Below are 18,368 nucleotides of genomic sequence, written 5' to 3' on the forward strand. Positions count from 1 at the left end.
CGGACGGTCATGCGGTACCGGAAACGCGTGCGGTGTTCCCGCCGTCCGCTGCGGAGCCGGTGTCCGCCGTGTTCCCGGTGCCCGTACGGACCATGGAAAGGGAGAGATTCTCCGTCGGGTCCGCGTCCGGCCCGTGCGCGGGCCGGCAGGGGATCACCGCGTGCACGGCCTTCCCGCCGCCGGCGACCGGGCGCACGCCCATCGACCTGCTCATCGCCTGCACCAGGTGCAGCCCGAAACCGCCGGGCCGGTCACCTCCCAGCGGCCGCGGAAAGGGATACCGCGGGCTGGCGTCGTCCACGACGACCTCCACCGCGTCCCGGCCGACCTCGCGCAGCCGGAAACGCATCAGGCCACCGCCGTGCCGCACGGCGTTGGTGACCAGCTCGGAGACCACGAGCAGCACCGATTCGGCGTCCTCGGTGGACGATTCGGGACACCGCGCGGCGAGGAATCCGCGGGTGATGTCCCGGGAGCGGCCGACCACACACGACGCGGCGGGCTGCTCCTGCTCTTCGGTTTCGACGTGTCGCCGGGTGGCTGACGTCGTTGGCGTTCCCACGAGGGCACTCCTTCGGCTGGGCCGTCCTCCGTCGTTTCTGGGGTGGCTGGTCGACCATTGCCCTGTGCCGAACCGCCTGCCCCGCACATCGGCGGTCAAACGGTACGCACCGTTCGTCCGGTAAGTGTGCGGTGCGAGAAGGGAATTGCCGGGCGACTCACCGAGGGGATTCCCGGAAAGCGCCCACCCGGGGTGGAAAGGGGTACACCGGGGAGCCTCTCGCACCCGGAAGACGGCCGGAAAGGCGGGAGAATGCGGCGCCGCAATACGCGTACGGAATGCATCGCCGTGCCGTTTCTGTCCGAAGCTCCGACAGGGGGCGTACAGACGGGGCGTACGTACGGCCGGCCCGCGCGCCCGTCCGGCGCGGCTGCGCCGGACGGGCGGGCGGGCAAGCCGGCAGGCAGGCGGATCAGTCGGCCACCAGGCGGTTGGCGTACCGGCCGACACGGTCGCTGCGTTCCCGCTGTCGGCGGATCACGTACGTCCCGGGGGCGATGCCGGTGCCGCCGTGCTCCGGGTGGATCAGGTAGACGGGAGCCGTGCACCGGAGCTGACCGAGGGCCAGTCTCACCGGATCCCGCACGGCCGTCGTCCACGAGCAGGTACCGGCATCGGCGACGAGCGTGTGCGGGTTTCCGCCACCGGCGCTGCGCAGCAGTTCGATCCCCGCGGCGGGGACGTCCCGCCATGGCCCGGGGCTCCACAGCCCGACCCGGGGTACCGCGTCGACGGGGATGACGAGGAGGTCGCCCTGTGCCTGAAGTCCACCGGAGACCGGGACGGTCACCTGGCGTTCGAGGTGGCCGAGGACGTCGAGACCGGTGCGGGTGGTGAGGTCGGCGAGTGTGGGGGCGGGAGCGGGCAGCGCCGGTGCGCGGGTGGCAGCCGACGTGGCCGGCGCGGTCGTGGGCGGGTTCGCGGACATGAGCATCACCTCCTCGGGTGGGAAGGGGCCGGCGGGTGTGCCGCCCCGGTGCGGGATGGGGGCCTGGGCGGGGCGTGCCGTGCGGGTAGGGGCGTACGCGTGGACAAGGGAAGCCTCCGGTCTGTGGAAAGGTGCAGGGAAAGGTGCGGAAAGCGGCGTCCGCGGGCGCCCTTCAGGTACGGCGGACGAGGCGGGCGTACTGCTCGGGGGCGAGGCCGTACGTCCAGCCGGCGGCCGCGACGGGGTCGTCGAAGTGGTCGGGCACGGTCAGCCCGTAGCGGCGGCGGCCTCCGTCCGCCTCGGCCGACCCGTTGACGACCAGGAGCAACCGGGCGGGACGCCCGAGGAGCCGGCGCGGCGCGTCGTAGAGATCGAGCAGGCCGCCCGGGTTCCCCGGGTCCGGCGCGCGGCCCACGCGGCGCAGCCCGGCCTGACGGATGTAGGTGTCCCAGCCGAGGCGTTCGATGGCACTGCGGCGGATTTCGACGTTGGGTTCGGCGTGGATCCGCTCCACGCTCGGGTCGTGGACCACCCACTCGGGCACGTGGGTGCCGTGCAGCGCGTACCCCCGCGTGCCGTCCGCGTACTCGACCGCGGGGCCGTCCGGCCGGTGCAGCCGCCGTTCCCCGTGTGCGTCGTCGCGGAGCGGCTCGGTGTGCACGGCGGACGGCCGTTCGGAGAGTACGCAGAGCCGGTCGCGCGGCCACCACCAGCCGGCCGACCGCGCCAGGTCCGTCCAGAGCCCGAGGGGCGCCGCGTCGCGGCCGGGCGGTGCGGAGGCACCGACCCGGGCACGGATGTCGTGGTCGGCGACCCAGTACGCGTCGTGCTGGCCGAACCAGGTCATCGACGCGGCACCGGCCGCCGGCGGCAGCAGCGCCGCGCGCAGCGGCGCCCGTACGGCGTCCACCAGCGTCCTGCGAAGGGGGTCGTGGACCACGGACCGGAGGATCACCTCCCAGGGCACGCCGCGTTCGAGCGCCTCGTCGACGGAACGGGAGCCGACGGTTTCCAGGAGCGGGATCCCTACCGAGGGCCGGGCCCGCCGGGCGACCCGCGCGTCCATGCGGTCGCGGAGCTCCGAGGCGAGGGACGCCAGCCGGGCGGCGAGCGGCCAGTCCGTGTGCCGTGCGGGCGGCGCTACCGTCTCCGGCCCCGCGGCCCCGAAGTCGTGCCCCGCCTCCCGGAGCACCGGCAGCGCCGCCGCGGGCGAGGGGACCCAGTGGAACTCCGGTTCCGGTGCGCCGAGGAGGTGGTAGAGCCGGGCGACGGCGGCCTCGGCCACCGGCCGGTCAGCGGGTTCGGTGGACAGGCCGCGGGCCAGCCATTCCTCGCGCAGGACGCCCGCCCGGGACAGGCGCCGCCGGGACGCACCGAGGGGATCGCTCTGCGGAGGACGGGAGCGCGCGGAACGAGAGGGGCTGCGGAAGGGACTGCGGGGGGACTCCCCGCGCATGTGCGCCACGGCGCTCACCGGACGGTGGCGGTGGCCGCCTTTCCATGAGTCAGCATGGGGGCAAGAGTGACAGTCCGGACCGGCCTCCGCAACCCCCTTCCGGCCCGGCGGAGTTCGCCGGCGGCCGCCGGGGGAAGGCGGTGCGGCCGCGCTCACGGGCCGCCGGACGGAAGCGGAGGACGACGCGTGCAGGACACCTGGAAGGCAGTGGAGGAGCTGGCCGCGCGGCTGGAGGAGCACAGCACGCTGCCGGTCGAGCAGCGGCGGCTGCTGCAACTGCTGAAGATCACCGAGGAGGCGGGGGAGGTCGCGGAGGCGGTGATCGGTGCGACGGGTCAGAACCCGCGGAAGGGGTTCTCGCACACCTGGGCGGACGTGGAGGCGGAGGTGTGCGACGTGATCATCACGGCGATGGTGGCGCTGGCCCGGATGAACCCGGACGCGCGGGAGGTGTTCGCCGCGCATGTGGCGAAGGTCGCCGGGCGGGGCCTGGGGAAGGGAAGTGGGACCGCTGCCGGGACGGGTGCGGCGCGTCCCGCGTCGTCTGCGGCGACTCGCGGGGCGGGGCTCCCGGCTACGGGTGCGGGCGCATCGGTTCCCCCGACGGAGACGCCGGACCCCGGAGAAGGCGCGAATGCCGCCGAACAGGACGGCTGAGGACCACCCCCGTCGGACACGGTGTGGTGGCCCTGGGAGGCGGTGTGGCGGCCCGCAGTGCGGGACGTGGCGGGGGCCGCGGAGTGCGGCGGCTTGCCCTGGGTGCGGCGCAAGCCGGGTCGGGAACGCCTGACGGCACCGCTGGGCGCGGGCCGTGGCGGCCAGGGATGCGGCGCGCCGACGCGCTCCGCGGCGGTGGGCTACACGGTGTGCGCTCCGTACGGGTCGATTCGGCGGTCGCTGCGGGCGTGGAGCGTTGAGCCGGGGCGGGGCAGCCGTGAGACTCGCGGGCGGACGGGCCGGCCGGGAGCGGCCGGAGCCGGGCGATCGGTCGAGGTGGCTGCCGCATGGGAAGCGGGTCTCCGCGTCCCCGTGCCGGGGCGCGCAACGGTGGGGAGAACACCGGCAGCGTGCCGTCGGCCGCCGAGGTGGCCACGCTGCCCGTCCCGGAGGTGTACGCGGCCCGCGGCACCTCGCCCGGCGGGCTGCGGGACGAGGAGGCCGCGGAACGGCGCGTCCACACCGGGGAGAACACGCTGCCCGCCGCCGCCGGACCGGCGTGGTGGCGGGAACTGGGCTCCCAGTTCACGGACCTCTTCGCCGTCGTGCTGCTGGTCGCCTCGGGCATCACCTTCCTGGCGTGGTGGCTGGAGGACCCCCGGGACAGTGGCACGCTGCAACTGGCCGTGGCCATCCTGGCGGTGGTGCTGCTGAACGCCGGGATCGGCTTCGGCCAGCAGTACTCCGCCGAGCGGACCGCGCAGTCGCTGCAGGCGATGGTGCCGCACCGCTGCCGGGTACGACGGGACGGCGAGGAGAGGGAACTCCCGGCGAGCGCACTGGTCCCCGGCGACGTGGTGGTGCTGGAGGCCGGGGACGCGGTGCCCGCAGACTGCCGGCTGGTGCGGGCACGGGACGTGACGGTGAACAACGCCGCGCTGACCGGGGAGAGCGAGCCCGTGGGCCGGAGCAGCGAGCCGGTGGCGGGCGGAGAGGTGCTGCACGCCCGGAGCTGCGTACTGCTCGGCACGGACGTGGTGACGGGCACCGCGCAGGGTGTGGTGACGGCCACCGGCGGGGCGACCGAGTTCGGCCGCCTCTTCCGGCTGGCGGCCGCCGCGCCGCGGCAGCGGTCGCCCCTGCAGCGTCAGGTGGCTTCCATGGCCCGCCGGGTGGCGGGGGTGGCGCTGGCGGTGGGCGCGGTGGTGTTCGCCGTGCGGATGCCGGTGGGGCAGCCGCTGGTGGAGACGTTCGTCTTCGCGCTGGGCGTGATGGTGGCGTTGGTGCCGGAGGGGCTGCCGGCCACCCTGTCGGTGTCGCTGGCGATCGGCGTACGCCGTATGGCCCGCCGGCATGCCGTGGTCAAGCGGCTGCTGGCGGTGGAGGCACTGGGCTCCACCACGGTGGTGTGCACGGACAAGACGGGCACCCTGACCCAGGCCCAGATGACCGTGGTCGAGGTGTGGACCGGCGGCGTGTCCCACGCGGTGACGGGCGTGGGGTACGGCCCCGAAGGGGCCGTGGCCGGGGACGGCCGGGCGCGGGAGCTGCTGCGGGCGGCGGGTCTGTGCTGCAACGCCCGGCTGGTGCCGCCCGCCGGCCGGGAGGGCCGGCGGGTCCTGGGCGACACCACGGAGGGGGCCTTGCTGGTGGCGGCGGGGAAGGCCGGTGTCGACCTGGCCGCCGAGGAGTCGGCGGCGCCACGGATCGCGGAGTACCCCTTCGATGCCGTACGCAAGCTGATGAGCACCGTGCACCGGCGGCCGGAGGGGGACCTGATCCTGCTGGCCAAGGGAGCGCCGGCGGAGCTGCTGGCCCGCTCCACGGCGCTCGGGAACACGGCACCCGGGGGTGACGCGGAGGCGGAGCCGCTGACGGCGGAGTCCCGTGCGGCCGTCGGGGCGGCCGCCGACGCGCTGGCCTCCCGGGGGCTCCGGGTGCTGGGGGTGGCGAGCCGGGAGTTGCCGGCCGCGCCGCCGGACCGGGACGCGGCCGAGGAGGGGCTGACCTTCCTCGGGCTGGTGGGCATGCTGGACCCGCCGCGGACGGACGTGCGCGACGCCGTGACGGCCTGCCGCCGGGCCGGCATCCGGGTCGTGATGGTCACCGGCGACCACCCGCTGACCGCGGAGGCGGTGGCCCGCCGGGTGGGCCTCGTGCGGGAGGCGCATCCGGTGGTGCTCACGGGCACCGAGCTGGACGGCCTGGACGACACCGCGCTGGACGCACTGCTGACCCGCCCCGGCGAGCTGCTGCTGTGCCGGTTCAGCCCGGAGCACAAGACCCGCGTCGTCACGGCCCTCCAGCGCAACGGGGAGATCACGGCCGTCACCGGGGACGGGGCGAACGACGCGCCGGCGCTCAAACACGCCGACATCGGCGTCGCGATGGGCGCCTCGGGCACGGACGCGGCCCGGGAGGCGGCGGTGATGGTGCTGCTGGACGACTCCTTCTCGTCCATCGCCGCCGCCGTACGGCTCGGCCGCTCCGTCTACCAGAACATCCGCAAGTTCCTGATCTACCTGTTCACCAGCAACGTCGCGGAGCTGGTCCCGGTGCTGGCCGCCACCTTCACGGGCTTTCCGCTGGTGCCGGTCAGCGCCGTGCAGATCCTCGCCATCGACCTCGGCTCGGACGTGCTGCCCGCGCTCGCCCTCGGAGCCGAACCGCCGGAGCCGGACGTGATGGACCGGCCGCCGCGCCCGCGGCGGGAGCGCCTGTTCTCCCGCGGGGTGCTCGGGCGCACCCTCTTCCTGGGCGGCATCCAGGCCACCGCGGTGTGCGCCGTCTTCTTCTGGCACATCGGCGCCTCCGGAATCCCCTACGCGGAGTTCACCGAGGACGACCCGGTCTACCGCGAGGCCGTCACGCTGGCCCACGCCACGATCGTCGTCAGCCAGTTCTTCGCCTCCCTGGCGGTGCGCTCGGAGCGGGAGAGCCTGCTGCGCCTGGGCCTGTGGTCGAACCCCTGGCTGCTGGGTGCCGGGTGCGTGGGCGTGGGCCTCATGGCGGCCATCAGCTACGCGCCGCCGTTGCAGGCGGTCTTCAACACCGCTCCGCTCTCCCTCGGTGACTGGGCGGTCACCGCGGCGTGCGGAGCGGTGCTGCTGCTCGCGGAGGAGTTGCGCAAGGCCGTGGTGAGGCGGCGTCGTCCGGCGGACGGAGGAGAGAACAGGTGCGCGTGATCATCGCAGGGTGCGGACGGGTCGGCGCCACGCTCGCGGCCCGGCTCAGCGCGGAACGGCACGACGTACGGGTGGTGGACCCGCAGCCGGAGGCGCGGGAGACGCTGCCCGCGGCGTACACCGGCCGGTTCCTGGTGGGTGACGCCGCGGGTGCAGCGCTGCTGCGGGAGGCCGGTGTGGAGCACGCGTCGGCGTTCGTCGCGGCCACCTCGGGGGACACGACCAACCTGGCTCTGGCCCGGGAGGCGAAGGAGACCCACCGGGTGCCGACGGTGGTGGCGCGGATCAACGACCCGTCAGGCACGGAGCTGTACCACGGCCTGGGCATCCACACCGTCGCCGGCGTGCACTGGACGGTCTTCCAGATCCACCAGATGCTGCTGCACCGGCACCTCACCCCCGAGCTGACCTTCGGGAACGGCGAGACGCTGCTGGTCCGCTCGGAACTGCCCGCCTACCTGACGGGGCGGCGGCTGGCCGCCTTCGACGTCGACGGGGAGATCCGGGTCGTGGAGGTCACCCGCGAGGGCAGGTCGCACGTGCCCGCGCACAACACCACCATCCACGCCGGCGACCTGGTCACGTTCGCGGTGGCCGCGACCGCCCTGCACCGGTTGCAGAGCTTCCTCGACCGGCAGCTCGGGACCTGAGGCCTCAGCCTCCGGTGGGGGCGCGGTCGTCGAGGAGGCGCTCGGTACGGAGGCCGGACCGGAGGGCGGGCGGGACCGGTGTGGCGAAGGCCGCCGCGTTCCCGCGGACCTCCTCGGCCGTACGCACGCCCAGCGGCTCCCAGGGCCGTACAACGCCTTTGCGGGCGGGCCCCGCCGCCGGGGAGCGTCGCCCCCCTGGCGGGGTACCGCGCGCGGGGCGGTGCCCCGGGGTCGCGAAGCGGGCCGGGCCGGGGCCGGCGCGGAGCGCCCGGCCCGGTGCTCCGCGTTCAGCGCCCTTGCAGGCGCCGAACGTTGTCGCCGAAGGCGCAGTCCGCCGGGGCCGGTGCGGGGGAGGCGGCGGGCGCCGGTGCGGCGGACGGCGCGTGCGCGGCTGGTGCCGGTGCGGCGTCCCGGGCGTGGGGTGCGTGCGCGGCCGCGGCGGCCGACGACGGCACGGCGGAGGCCGCGGCGAGGGCGAGCGCGGCGACGAGCAGGCGTAACCGCGGGCGGGGCGTCCGGCTGACCATGGGGGTCCCTTCTCGTGCCGTCCTGCGGCCGCGGGGCGGCCGGTGCGTGGGGGGGGCGGGTCGGATGCACGTGCGGGGTGCATACCGGAAGGTAGAGTGGTCCAGACCAACCGTCAAGAGGTCTGGACCAGACTCCTCCGGGGCCCGTGCCTCCGGATCCCGGAACCCCGTGCCTCGCTCAGGCGCGGCCGGCCGCCGGGATCTGCTCCGCGGCGGGCGGCGGGCCGGGCGGCGTACCGTCCCCGAACGGCCGGCCGCCGAGCTGCTCACGGTGGTGCGGCGTGTGCCAGCCGGACCGGTCCGGGCCCGCGGGCACCAGACCGGTGGGGTTGATGCCGGTGTGCACCAGGTAGTAGTGGCGCTTGATGTGGTCGAAGTCGACGGTGTCGCCGAAGCCGGGCGTCTGGTAGAGGTCCCGCACGTACGCCCAGAGGACGGGGTCCTCGGCCAGCTTGTTGCGGTTGCACCGGAAGTGGTTGTGGTAGACGGCGTCGAAGCGCACCAGTGTGGTGAAGAGCCGGATGTCCGCCTCGGTGATCGTGTCGCCGACCAGGTAGCGGCGGTCCCGCAGCCGCTCGGAGAGCAGGTCGAGGCGGCGGAAGACGTCCGCGTACGCCGCCTCGTACCCCTCCTGTGTGGTGGCGAAGCCGGCTCGGTAGACACCGTTGTTGACGTCCCGGTAGACGCCGTCCATCACCGCGTGCATCTCGTCCCGCAGCGGCTCCGGGTACAGGTCGGGCGCGCCCGGGCGGTGCAGCGCGGTCCACTCGGTGGCCAGGTCCAGGGTGAGCTGCTGGTAGTCGTTGGTGACCAGCACCCCGCTCGGCACGTCCACCACCGCGGGGACGCTCACCCCGCCCGGGTAGCCGGTCTCCCGGGCGTCGTACGCCTCACTGAGGAAGCGGATGCCCAGCACCGGGTCGCGGTCCCCCGGGTCGAGCGTGAAGCGCCAACTCCGGTCGTCCTGGATCGGGTCGGCCACCGCGAGCGAGAGCGCCGGCTCCAGCCCCAGCAGCCGCCGCGACACGAGCGCCCGGCTCGCCCACGGGCAGGCGCGGCTGACCACCAGCCGGTAACGTCCCGCCTCGACGGGCCACCCGTCCCGGCCGTCCGCCGTGATCCGGTCGGTGAAGTGCGCCGGGGACCGCCTGAACGGTTTCCGGCCGTACTCGGTGTTGCCCTCGCCCGCGCTGGTCATGCGCCGTCCTCCTGGTGCTCGCCGTTTCGCCCCGGGCCGCCGCCGCACCCGCGTCGGCGGGCGGACGGGCGCCCGACAGGCCAGGTGCCCCGCGCGGGCGGAGGGCATGCCGGTGAGCCGGGCGCCCCCTGCCCGGACCGCCGGGCCCGGCGGCCGGACCGCCGGGAAGCGCCGGCGCCCGGGCGCCGGCCGCGCGAGCGTGGACGGGCGGCGCGGGGCCGCGCGGCGGTACGCGGGCCGGACCCGCACGGCAGGGCGCGGCCCGGACGACGCGTACGACGGAGGAGCCGGCCAGAGGCAGGACGGAGGCAGCGGAGATGAGCGGAGCCGAGGACGCGGACGCAGCGGGCGCCACCGGTTCGGGCCCCGGGGGCGCGGACCCCGCGCACACGGACCCCGCGGGCGCCACCGGCTCGGGCCACAGGAGCGCGGGTCCCGTGGGCCCCTGCCGCACCGGCCCGGACCCCGCGGGCACGGATCCCGCCCTCACCGCGGAGGCGGCCGAACTGGCGCGGCACTACGGGCTCCGCCCGCTGCCCGTGGAGGGCGGGCTGTTCCGCCGTACGTGGGCCGGGCCGCCGGACGCCTCGGGACGGCCGTCCGGCTCGGCGATCCTGGTGCTGCTGACCGCGGCCCCCGACGACTTCTCGGCGCTCCACCGGCTGCCCCTCGACGAGGTGTGGCACTTCTACCGGGGCGACCCGCTGGAGCTGCTGCTGCTCGCCCCGGACGGCAGCGACCGGCTGCTCACCCTCGGCGGCACCGGCGGCACCGGCGGCACCGGAAGCGGCAGCGGCACCGGCGCGGGTGAGGGGGCGGTGCAGTGCGTGGTGCCCGCGGGCACCTGGATGGGGGCGCGGGTGGCGCCCGGGGGCCGCTGGTCGCTCTTCGGGACGACCATGGCACCCGGCTTCCTGCCCGCCGACTACGAGGGCGCCGACGCCGGCGTGCTCGCCGCCCGGTATCCGCGCCGGGCGGCGCTGATCCGGGCGCTGTGCCGCCCGGGGGCGCCCCTGCGCATGCCCCCGGCCGGCGACGGGGAGCAGCCGTGAGGAGTGTCCCGCCACGAGAGGAGCAGCCATGACGAGGCGTCCGGACCCGGCACTGCCCGGCCTCAGCGGACGGGTGGTCCTGGTGACCGGGGCGAGCGGCCTGCTCGGGGCGGGCATCGCGCGGCGTTTCGCGGACGCCGGAGCGGCCGTCGTCGTGCACCACCGCCGGGCGGAGAGCCGGGCCCGGGCCCTCGTCGAGGAGCTCGAGGAGGCCGGCGGCGCCGCCCTGGCCGTACGGGCCGACCTCACCCGCGAGGACCAGTGTCACCGGCTGGTCCGTACGGCGGCCGGCTGGCGCGGGCGGCTGGACGCGCTGGTGAACAACGCCGGGGTGCAGCCCGTGCAGCCGCTCGCGGAGATGACGGCGGCCGACTGGCGGCGCCTGGCCGAGGCCAACACCACCAGCGCCTTCTGCTGCACGCAGGCCGCCGCCGCGGTGATGTCCGGGCAGGACGGCGGGGGTTCGGTGACGCACGTGGCCTCCATCGAGGCGCACGAGCCGGCCCCGGGGCACGCGCACTACAGCGCCTCCAAGGCGGCGCTGGTGATGCACGCCCGTTCGGCGGCGCTCGAGTACGGGCCCCGGGGCGTCCGGGTCAACTCCGTCTCGCCCGGGCTGATCGAGGGGCCGGAGCTGCGGGACGCCTGGCCGGAGGGGGTCCGGCGCTGGACGGAGGCGTGCCCGCTCACCCGGCTGGGGCGGCCGGAGGACGTCGGGGCCGCGTGCGTCTTCCTGGCCTCGGACGCCGCCTCCTGGATCACCGGCACCGACCTGCGGGTGGACGGCGGGGTGGGGGCGCGGCCCACCTGGTGAACCGCCGACGCGGTGGGGGCCGGGGCAGGAACGGGTGTGCGGTGCGGCCTTCAGGTGGGGCGAACAGCCCCCGTATCGTTGCGGGTTGACCACCGTCGGTTGTCCGGGGACCGGCCCGCGGTCCGGGGGGTGCCGGTGGTCGCCGACCGCCGGGTCGAGCACGTCGCGGTGGCACGTCGCGGCTGCCCGTCCGGGGGCGGCGATCGCCGTACGGCAGTCCCGGGCGCGGGTCCGCCCGGGCCACCCGCCACCGAAAACGGGAGACTGCCACGTGACCACCCCGCCCGACGCCCGGCCCGGCGCCCCGGCCGGCGCGGCCCCGCCGCCCGGCTGCCCGGCGCACGCCGCCGGTGCCGGCGACACCGCCGTTCCGCTGAGCGGCCCCCGCTTCCACACCGACCCCGCACAGCTCTACCGCGAGATGCGCCGCGACCACGGCCCGGTGGTGCCGGTGACGCTGCCGGGCGAAGTGCCCGCCTGGCTGGTCATCGGCTACCGGGAGCTGTACCAGGTGACCTCGGACCCGGTGCTCTTCCCGCGCGACTCGGGGCTGTGGAACCAGTGGGAGCACCTGCCGGAGGACTGGCCGCTGCGGCCGATGATCGGGCAGCGGCAGCCGTCGGTGTACTACACCGTCGGCGAGGAGCACCGGCGGCATCTGCGGCTGGTGCAGGACGCGTTGGAGAGCGTCGGCCACATCGAGCTGCGCCGGGAGTGCGAGGAGCTGGCGGACGGGCTGATCGACGGCTTCTGCGGCCGCGGCGAGGCGGATCTCGTCGCGGAGTACGCCAAGCCGCTGCCGGTGCTGGTGCTGGCCCGCCTGCTCGGCATCCCGGACGCCGACGGGCCCGCGCTGACCAAGGCGATGAGCGATCTCGCGGACGGCGGCGCGGACGCGCTGGAGGGCTTCCGGCGGTTCGGGGAGCGGCTGCACCGGCTGGTGGCGGAGAAACACGCCCGGCCGGGCGCGGACGTGACCTCGCGGATGCTGGCCTACCCGGAGGCGTTCACGGACGAGGAGTACGCGCTGGACCTGATGGCCGTGACCGCCGCCGGGCATCTGCCCACCGCGGACTGGATCGGCAACTCGGTACGGCTGATGCTCACCGACGAGCGGTTCGCGGCCTCGCTCACCGGCGGCCGGCACAGCGTGCCGGAGGCGATGAACGAGGTGCTGTGGGAGGACACCCCGACGCAGATCCTGGCCGGGCGCTGGGCCGCCCGGGACACCTGGCTCGGGGACCGGCGGATCGGCGCGGGCGACATGCTGCTGCTGGGGCTCGCCGGGGCCAACGGCGACCCGCAGGTGCACGTCGGCACGCCCGGCAGCGACGACGGCTTCCGGAACGGCAACAGCGCCCACTTCTCCTTCAGCCACGGCGAGTTCCAGTGCCCGTTCCCGGCACGGGAGATCGCCGAGGTGATCGCCCGGAGCGGCATCGAGGTGCTGCTCGACCGGCTTCCCGACATCGACCTCGCCGTCCCGGCGCGGACCCTGGTCCGCCGGCCCTCCGCGTTCCTGCGCGGGATGACCGTCCTGCCGGTGCGGTTCTCGCCCGCACCCCCCGTTGGAGGCAGAGCATGACCCGCACCACCCCGAGCGACACGACACCGGCCGCCGACGCGGCGCCCGCGGAGGGCTGCCCGCTGGCCATCGACCCGCTCGTCCGCGACCTGGACGGGGAGACCCGCACGCTGCGCGACGCGGGACCGCTGACCCGTATCGAGCTGCTCGGCGTCCCGGCCTGGACCCTCACCCGGCACGCGGAGGCCCGCAGGCTGCTCACCGACCCCCGGCTGGTGAAGGACATCGGGCGCTGGACGCTCTACCGCACCGGCGTGGTCACCCAGGAGTGGCCGCTGATCGGCATGATCGACGCGGGCCGCTCGATGTTCACCGTGGACGGCCCGGAACACCGCAGGCTGCGGACGAAGACGGCACAGGCGATCACCCCGCGGCGGCTGGAGCAGCTCCGGCCGGTCGTGGAGGAGATCACCCACCGGCTGCTGGACGACCTGGCCGAGGCGGGCGCGGACGGCGCGACGGCGGACCTGAAGTCCGTGTTCGCGCTGCCGCTGCCGATGTCCGTGATCAGCGTGCTGATGGGCGTCGACCCGGAGCTGCACCCGCGGCTGCACGCGCTCTACAAGGCGTTCTTCTCGATGCTGACGCCGCAGGACGAGCGACTGCGGGTGATCGGGGAACTCGACGTCATCTTCACCGAGATGGTGCGCCGGAAGACCGCCGCCCCCGCCGACGACCTCACCAGCGCGCTCATCCTGGCCGACGAGGGGGGCGAGCCGCTCACCGAGGAGGAGGTGGTCGGCAACCTCAAGGCCATGGTGGCCGCCGGGCACGAGACGACCATCGGGCTGATCCTCAACGCCGTACGGGCCCTGCTCACCCACCCCGAGCAGCTCCGGATGGTGCGGGACGGCGAGGTGGGCTGGGACGCGGTGATCGAGGAGACGCTGCGCTGGGACACCCCGACGACGCATCTGCTGATGCGGTTCGCCACCGAGGACATCGAGGTGGGCGACGGGGTGATACCCGAGGGCGACGGGGTGGTGATCTCCTACCGCGCGATCGGCCGGGACCCGGAGCAGCACGGCCCGGACGCCGACTCGTTCGACATCACCCGCCCGGCGCCGATCCGGCACATGACCTTCGGTCACGGCCCGCACATCTGCCCCGGGGCGGCGCTCTCCCGGCTGGAGGCGTCGATCGCGCTGCCGGCGCTGTTCGGCCGCTTCCCCGGGCTACGGCTCGCGGTGCCGCCGGAGGAGATCCGGAACCTGCCGGTGCTGACCCAGAACGACCTGGAGTCCTTCCCGGTACGGCTGCACGCGGACTGAGCCCCGGCCGGGACCGGACGGTGACCGGGGACCGGCCCCCCGTTCCCGGGGGCCGCCGTCCGTGCGGCTTGCTATCGTGCTGCCCCCTGCGCGCGGCGGACCGCGCCCGCGGGGGGCACTCAGCACTGCCAGGGGGGGGCGGACATGGGCGGTACGCGACGGCTGCTGCGCCTGCTGCGGAACGCCGCCCTGGTCGTCACCCTCGCCGTCGCCACCAGCCAGATCCTCACCGACGACGGGGTCGACCTTCGCTGGCTGTACGTCTCCCTCGCCGTGGCCGTCCTCACCGGCGTCTACGAGGTGCTCAGCGGCCGGCTCCCCGCCGCCCCGGACGGCGACGGCCCGTTCCCGCGGCTGCGACGGCTCTACCTGCGGCAGTTACGGGCCGGCGTGCGGGACATGGAGACGGTGGGCATCGCCACGCAGAGCGAGTTCGTGCTGCGCATGGAGCAGGTCTACGTGGACGTCAGCCTGGTCCCCAAGCCCGGCCACGACACCGGCCGGGAACCCTATGTGGGCGCCGTTCCGGGCTCCCCCGGCGAACGCCGGACGCTGGCCTCCTTCCTGGCGGACGGCCGCAGCACGGTCCTCGCGGTGATCGGCGGTCCGGGAACCGGCAAGACGACCCTGGCCCGCAACACCGCACTGACCCTCTGCCTGCCCGACTGGAGGTTCTGGCGCCGCCGGCCGCTTCCCGTCCTCCTCTACCTGCGGGACCACGCCGCGACCGTCCTCCGCGAGGACCCTCCGGGACTCGCCGAGGTCGCCACCACCGCCGGCTGGCTGGAAGGCCGTATCCCCGCCTCCTGGGTGGAGCAGCGCCTCGACCGGGGCGGCTGCGTGGTGCTGCTGGACGGGCTCGACGAGGTCGCCGACGCGAAGGACCGGCGCCGGGTGGTGACCTGGGTACGCCGGCAGATCGAGCGGCACCCGGACAACCGCTACGTCCTGACCTCCCGTCCGCACGGCTACCTCGCCAACCCGGTTCCCAACGCCGAGGTGTTGCAGGTGCGGCGCTTCACCGGCGAGCAGATCTCCCGCTTCCTGCACGGCTGGTCCGCGGCGATCGAGGAACGCGCCACCGGCTCCACCGGGCCGCAGGTGCGGGGGGCGGCCGCCGCGAAGGCCGACGACCTGCTCGACCGGCTCCGACGCCGGCCCGCGCTGTACGACCTGGCGGCGAACCCCCTGCTGCTCACCATGATCGCCAACGTGCACCGCTACCGAGGGCAGCTCCCCGGCAGCCGCGCCGACCTGTACGCGGAGATGTGCGACGTTCTGCTGCACCGCCGCTCCGAGACCCGGAACCTGCCCGACGCCACCGGGCTGCGCGGCCCGCAGAAGGAACGGGTGGCCCGCGCCCTCGCCCTCGCCATGATGCACTCCGGATACCGCGACGTCACGGCCGAGGAGGCCCACCGAGCGGTCCGGCAGACGCTGCGTCAGGTGAGCCGGGACGTCACCCCGCAGGTCTTCCTGGAGGAGGCACGGAAGAGCGGGCTGCTGGTCGAACGGGAACACGGCGTCTTCAGTTTCGCCCATCTGACCCTGCAGGAGTACCTCGCCGCGGCCCAGCTCGGCCCGGACTCCCGGCTGCCGGCCCAACGCGTCGACGACCCGTGGTGGCGGGAGACGACCCTGCTGTGGGCGGCGAACGCCGACGCCACCCCGGTCATCACCGCCTGCCTCGCCTCCGGGACGGTCCGCGCCCTGGCCCTGGCGTTCGACTGCGCCGACGAGGCGGCGGAGGTCGAACCGGGCGTCCGCCAACAGCTGGACGACCTGCTCGCCTCCGGGGACGGCGCGGAGGACGCGGACGAGGGCCGGGAACGACTGCTCGACGGGATCGCCGCGGCCCGCACCCTGCGCGAGGTGGTGACCCTCGGCGAGGTGGCGCTGTGCGCACACCCCGTGCCCCGCCACCTGTACGAGCGGTTCGCGCGCGCCGAGCGCCGAGCGGGGCTGCACACCCCCGGCCCGTCCGGCGAGGCCCCGCCGGACGCACCGGCCACCGGTGTGTGGGCGGACGACGCCCGGCGGTTCGCCGCCTGGGTCGACGCGCTCCTCGGCGACGAGGCGACCTACCGGCTCCCCACGCCGGAGGAGCTGCAGGACCCGGCGGCGGGCCTGGTCGCCGACCGGGAGCGCCACCACGTCTGGGCCGGCACCCGGATGGGCCCTCGGCTGTACCGGCCCGGCGGCGACCGGCGCCCACACCTCCTTTCCCGCGCCCGCCTGCACGAGTACCTGCGGAGCGACCGCGCGCGGGCCACGACGTACCTGCGACTGGCGCTTGCCGAACATGCGGAAGTCGGCTTGGCCCTGAGACTCTCCCGTGCCTTCTCCGCTGCCATCGGCCGGGCCCCGGATTTCGGGGGAGCCCCCGAGGGACTGGCCGCCGAACTGGCGCTCACCCTCGGCCTGCACCGTGAACTGGATTGCATCCGGGACGTGGAACGCATCCTGGAACAGATGGGCGGCATCCGGCGCAGCGTCGTCTGGGAACTCGACGTGATCCGGGACCGCTCCCTCCTCCGTGCCCACTTCCTCTCCGAGGCGATGGGCCTTGATAGCGGGCTCGACAGCGCCCTGGAGCGCTCCCGAGTCCGCAACCTGATGAACGGGCGAGCCCTGGCGCTCGCCCGGCAGCTCTCACCCACGAACGGCATCGGTCCCGGCATCACCGTCGACGGCCCCCCCTCCACCGGGAGGACGCTGATCGACGTTCTAGAGCTCCTGCCCACGGACCGCACGGCCCTTCCCGTAGGGGGCCCGGCCCTGACACTCGGTATCGGCCTGACCCGCCTCCGCGGCCTCGCTGGAGACCTGGGCCTGGGCGACGGCCCAGGGCGCAGCATGACGGGCGTCACCGTCCAGGACACCCTCGACCTCGCGGTGGAACTCGCGGCAGCCGCCGGTTCTCCGGGCGACGCCGGGGGACACGCGACCGCGGCGATGGACGGGCTGCGACTCCGGCTGGCCGTGCCCGCCTTCCGTTCACTCCTCGCGGTGTGGCGTCCGGCCAGGGAGCCCGCCACGAAGCGCGGTGAGGCGCTCAAGGCGTTCGACGCCCACCTCGTCAACCTGCCCGACACGTATGCGCCGGTTCCCGGTGACGAGAACCCCGCCGTGGCACTGTGGCACGCTGGCGAAGCGCTGAGCCGCCGGCCGAGGGCGGCCGACATCCCGCGCCCGCGCGAGGCACGCCTCCTCCTCGCCCAGGCCCAGGAGCTGGTCGGGCCGATCCTGACCAGAGAGCTCCCCTACGACCCCGCCACACTGTCCACCGCTCGCCTCGGAGCGCTCGCCGCCACCGCACTGCTGCGCGAGGTGGGGCTGGGCCACGAGGCTGCCGCCGTCGCCAGAGTCCTGTACAGCCTGGTGGCCTTCAGCGCGCGGGAGAACGCCCCGGCGTCCCGTGACGACGAGGTGATCCTGCTCGTGCGGGCCTGAACGAGGGGCCGCCCGGGAGGCCACGGCGCACCCCTCCGCGCCGCCGCGTTCCCCGGTACCGTACCGCCCTGATGACTCCCACGACCCCGACCATCGACCTCAACGCCGACCTCGGCGAGGGCTTCGGCCGCTGGCGCCTCACCGACGACGAGGCGCTGCTCGCCGTGGTCACCAGTGCCAACGTGGCCTGCGGCTTCCACGCCGGGGATCCGGCCACGATGCGCCGGGTGTGCGAGCTGGCCGCCGAGCACGGGGTGTGCGTCGGCGCCCAGGTCTCGTACCGGGACCTCGCCGGGTTCGGGCGCCGCGAGATGGACGTGCCGGCCGCGGAGCTGACCGCCGAGGTCGCCTACCAGATCGGCGCGCTGGACGTCTTCGCGCGCGCCGCCGGCACCGCCGTCCGCTACGTCAAGCCGCACGGCGCCCTCTACCACCGGGCGTCCCGGGACCCGGAGCAGGCGGCCGCCGTCGTCGCGGGCGTACGGCTCGCCGGTGCGGGGCCCTCCGGCGGGCCGCTGCCGGTGCTCGGTCTGGAGGGGTCCGCGCTGCACGAGGCCGCGGCGGACGCCGGGCTGGCCGCGGTGCCGGAGGCGTTCGCCGACCGCGGCTACCGGCCCGACGGCACCCTGGTGCCGCGTACCGAGACGGGCGCGGTGCTCAGCGATCCGGGGCAGGTGCTCAAGCGGGCCGTGACGCTCGCCCGGGACGGGGAGGTGACCGCCGTGGACGGGAGCACCGTGACGGTGCGCGCCCGTTCGCTCTGCCTGCACGGCGACACCCCGGGCGCCGCCGGGCTCGCCCGCCGGGTGCGGAGGGAGCTGACCGCGTCCGGGATCGTCGTACGGGCCTTCGCGTGACCGGCCGCGACGGGGCCGGGGAGCCCGGCGGGTCCCGCGGGGAGCACGGTCCGGGCCCGGAGCCGTCCGGCCCGCGCACCCCCGGCACCGGGGGACGGGCGGCGGCGCCGGACGCCCCGCACCCCGCGGCGCACGAGCACGTCCCCGCGCCCCGTGCCGGGGCGCCGGACCGG

General features: G+C 75.4%; 13 protein-coding genes and 1 pseudogene. 9 read left to right on the top strand and 5 right to left on the bottom strand.

Annotated elements, in window-relative coordinates; all coding sequences use genetic code 11:
* Positions 1–7 precede the first annotated feature (7 nt).
* The 3 genes from HOY81_RS19815 to HOY81_RS19825 form a co-directional block, all read right to left on the bottom strand.
* Positions 8–562 carry an ATP-binding protein gene (locus tag HOY81_RS19815; protein WP_237321811.1) on the bottom strand — a complete coding sequence of 185 codons (555 nt, stop codon included), beginning with the start codon at positions 560–562 and terminating at the stop codon, positions 8–10.
* A 412-nt stretch (positions 563–974) separates the two neighbouring features.
* Complete coding sequence (locus HOY81_RS19820) at positions 975–1,490, bottom strand: hypothetical protein (RefSeq protein WP_237321812.1); 516 nt, start codon at positions 1,488–1,490, stop codon at positions 975–977.
* A gap of 172 nt (positions 1,491–1,662) precedes the next feature.
* Complete coding sequence (locus tag HOY81_RS19825) at positions 1,663–2,946, bottom strand: DUF6745 domain-containing protein (protein WP_237321823.1); 1,284 nt, start codon at positions 2,944–2,946, stop codon at positions 1,663–1,665.
* 207 nt (positions 2,947–3,153) lie between these two features.
* Between HOY81_RS19825 and HOY81_RS19830 the strand changes: the two are divergent.
* From HOY81_RS19830 to HOY81_RS19840, 3 genes and pseudogenes are all read left to right on the top strand, one after another.
* Positions 3,154–3,444: pseudogene (locus tag HOY81_RS19830) on the top strand (MazG-like family protein); the annotation flags it as partial.
* A gap of 506 nt (positions 3,445–3,950) precedes the next feature.
* Complete coding sequence (locus HOY81_RS19835; RefSeq protein ID WP_237321813.1) at positions 3,951–6,788, top strand: cation-transporting P-type ATPase; 2,838 nt, start codon at positions 3,951–3,953, stop codon at positions 6,786–6,788.
* Complete coding sequence (locus HOY81_RS19840) at positions 6,785–7,438, top strand: TrkA family potassium uptake protein (RefSeq protein WP_308341130.1); 654 nt, start codon at positions 6,785–6,787, stop codon at positions 7,436–7,438. The genes HOY81_RS19835 and HOY81_RS19840 overlap by 4 nt, the downstream gene beginning before the upstream one ends.
* Before the next feature lie 287 nt (positions 7,439–7,725).
* On the opposite strand, the gene HOY81_RS19845 is transcribed toward HOY81_RS19840, so the two are convergent.
* The gene (locus HOY81_RS19845; RefSeq protein WP_237321815.1) at positions 7,726–7,965 is read right to left on the bottom strand and encodes a hypothetical protein; all 240 of its coding nucleotides are present in this window, start codon (positions 7,963–7,965) and stop codon (positions 7,726–7,728) included.
* A 178-nt stretch (positions 7,966–8,143) separates the two neighbouring features.
* Positions 8,144–9,163 carry a glutathione S-transferase family protein gene (locus tag HOY81_RS19850; RefSeq protein ID WP_237321816.1) on the bottom strand — a complete coding sequence of 340 codons (1,020 nt, stop codon included), beginning with the start codon at positions 9,161–9,163 and terminating at the stop codon, positions 8,144–8,146.
* A 506-nt stretch (positions 9,164–9,669) separates the two neighbouring features.
* On the opposite strand from HOY81_RS19850, the gene HOY81_RS19855 reads away from it, so the two are divergent.
* The 6 genes from HOY81_RS19855 to HOY81_RS19880 all read left to right on the top strand — a co-directional run bounded on the left by HOY81_RS19855 (position 9,670) and on the right by HOY81_RS19880 (position 18,195).
* Positions 9,670–10,215: a cupin domain-containing protein gene (locus HOY81_RS19855; protein WP_237321824.1), complete on the top strand. Its 546-nt coding sequence runs from the start codon at positions 9,670–9,672 to the stop codon at positions 10,213–10,215.
* Between the two features lie 28 nt (positions 10,216–10,243).
* Positions 10,244–11,029: an SDR family NAD(P)-dependent oxidoreductase gene (locus HOY81_RS19860; RefSeq protein WP_237321817.1), complete on the top strand. Its 786-nt coding sequence runs from the start codon at positions 10,244–10,246 to the stop codon at positions 11,027–11,029.
* A gap of 271 nt (positions 11,030–11,300) precedes the next feature.
* The gene (locus HOY81_RS19865) at positions 11,301–12,614 is read left to right on the top strand and encodes a cytochrome P450 (RefSeq protein ID WP_237321818.1); all 1,314 of its coding nucleotides are present in this window, start codon (positions 11,301–11,303) and stop codon (positions 12,612–12,614) included.
* The gene (locus tag HOY81_RS19870; RefSeq protein WP_237321819.1) at positions 12,611–13,885 is read left to right on the top strand and encodes a cytochrome P450; all 1,275 of its coding nucleotides are present in this window, start codon (positions 12,611–12,613) and stop codon (positions 13,883–13,885) included. The genes HOY81_RS19865 and HOY81_RS19870 overlap by 4 nt, the downstream gene beginning before the upstream one ends.
* Before the next feature lie 144 nt (positions 13,886–14,029).
* A complete protein-coding gene (locus HOY81_RS19875) occupies positions 14,030–17,338 on the top strand; it encodes an NACHT domain-containing NTPase (RefSeq protein WP_237321820.1) in 3,309 nt (1,102 codons plus the stop codon).
* Positions 17,339–17,409: 71 nt separating this feature from the next.
* The gene (locus HOY81_RS19880; RefSeq protein ID WP_237321821.1) at positions 17,410–18,195 is read left to right on the top strand and encodes a LamB/YcsF family protein; all 786 of its coding nucleotides are present in this window, start codon (positions 17,410–17,412) and stop codon (positions 18,193–18,195) included.
* Positions 18,196–18,368 lie beyond the last annotated feature (173 nt).

The sequence above is a fragment of the Streptomyces sp. JJ36 genome (assembly GCF_021696945.1).
Classification (GTDB): Bacteria; Actinomycetota; Actinomycetes; order Streptomycetales; family Streptomycetaceae; genus Streptomyces.

Bases quoted from the DNA above. Each gene is read 5' to 3' on its own strand.
- HOY81_RS19880 (WP_237321821.1), top strand. From the start codon at position 17,410: ATGACTCCCACGACCCCGACCATCGACCTCAACGCCGACCTCGGCGAG.
- HOY81_RS19850 (WP_237321816.1), bottom strand. From the start codon at position 9,163: ATGACCAGCGCGGGCGAGGGCAACACCGAGTACGGCCGGAAACCGTTC.
- HOY81_RS19860 (WP_237321817.1), top strand. From the start codon at position 10,244: ATGACGAGGCGTCCGGACCCGGCACTGCCCGGCCTCAGCGGACGGGTG.
- HOY81_RS19875 (WP_237321820.1), top strand. From the start codon at position 14,030: ATGGGCGGTACGCGACGGCTGCTGCGCCTGCTGCGGAACGCCGCCCTG.
- HOY81_RS19825 (WP_237321823.1), bottom strand. From the start codon at position 2,946: ATGCGCGGGGAGTCCCCCCGCAGTCCCTTCCGCAGCCCCTCTCGTTCC.
- HOY81_RS19835 (WP_237321813.1), top strand. From the start codon at position 3,951: ATGGGAAGCGGGTCTCCGCGTCCCCGTGCCGGGGCGCGCAACGGTGGG.
- HOY81_RS19870 (WP_237321819.1), top strand. From the start codon at position 12,611: ATGACCCGCACCACCCCGAGCGACACGACACCGGCCGCCGACGCGGCG.
- HOY81_RS19820 (WP_237321812.1), bottom strand. From the start codon at position 1,490: ATGTCCGCGAACCCGCCCACGACCGCGCCGGCCACGTCGGCTGCCACC.
- HOY81_RS19845 (WP_237321815.1), bottom strand. From the start codon at position 7,965: ATGGTCAGCCGGACGCCCCGCCCGCGGTTACGCCTGCTCGTCGCCGCG.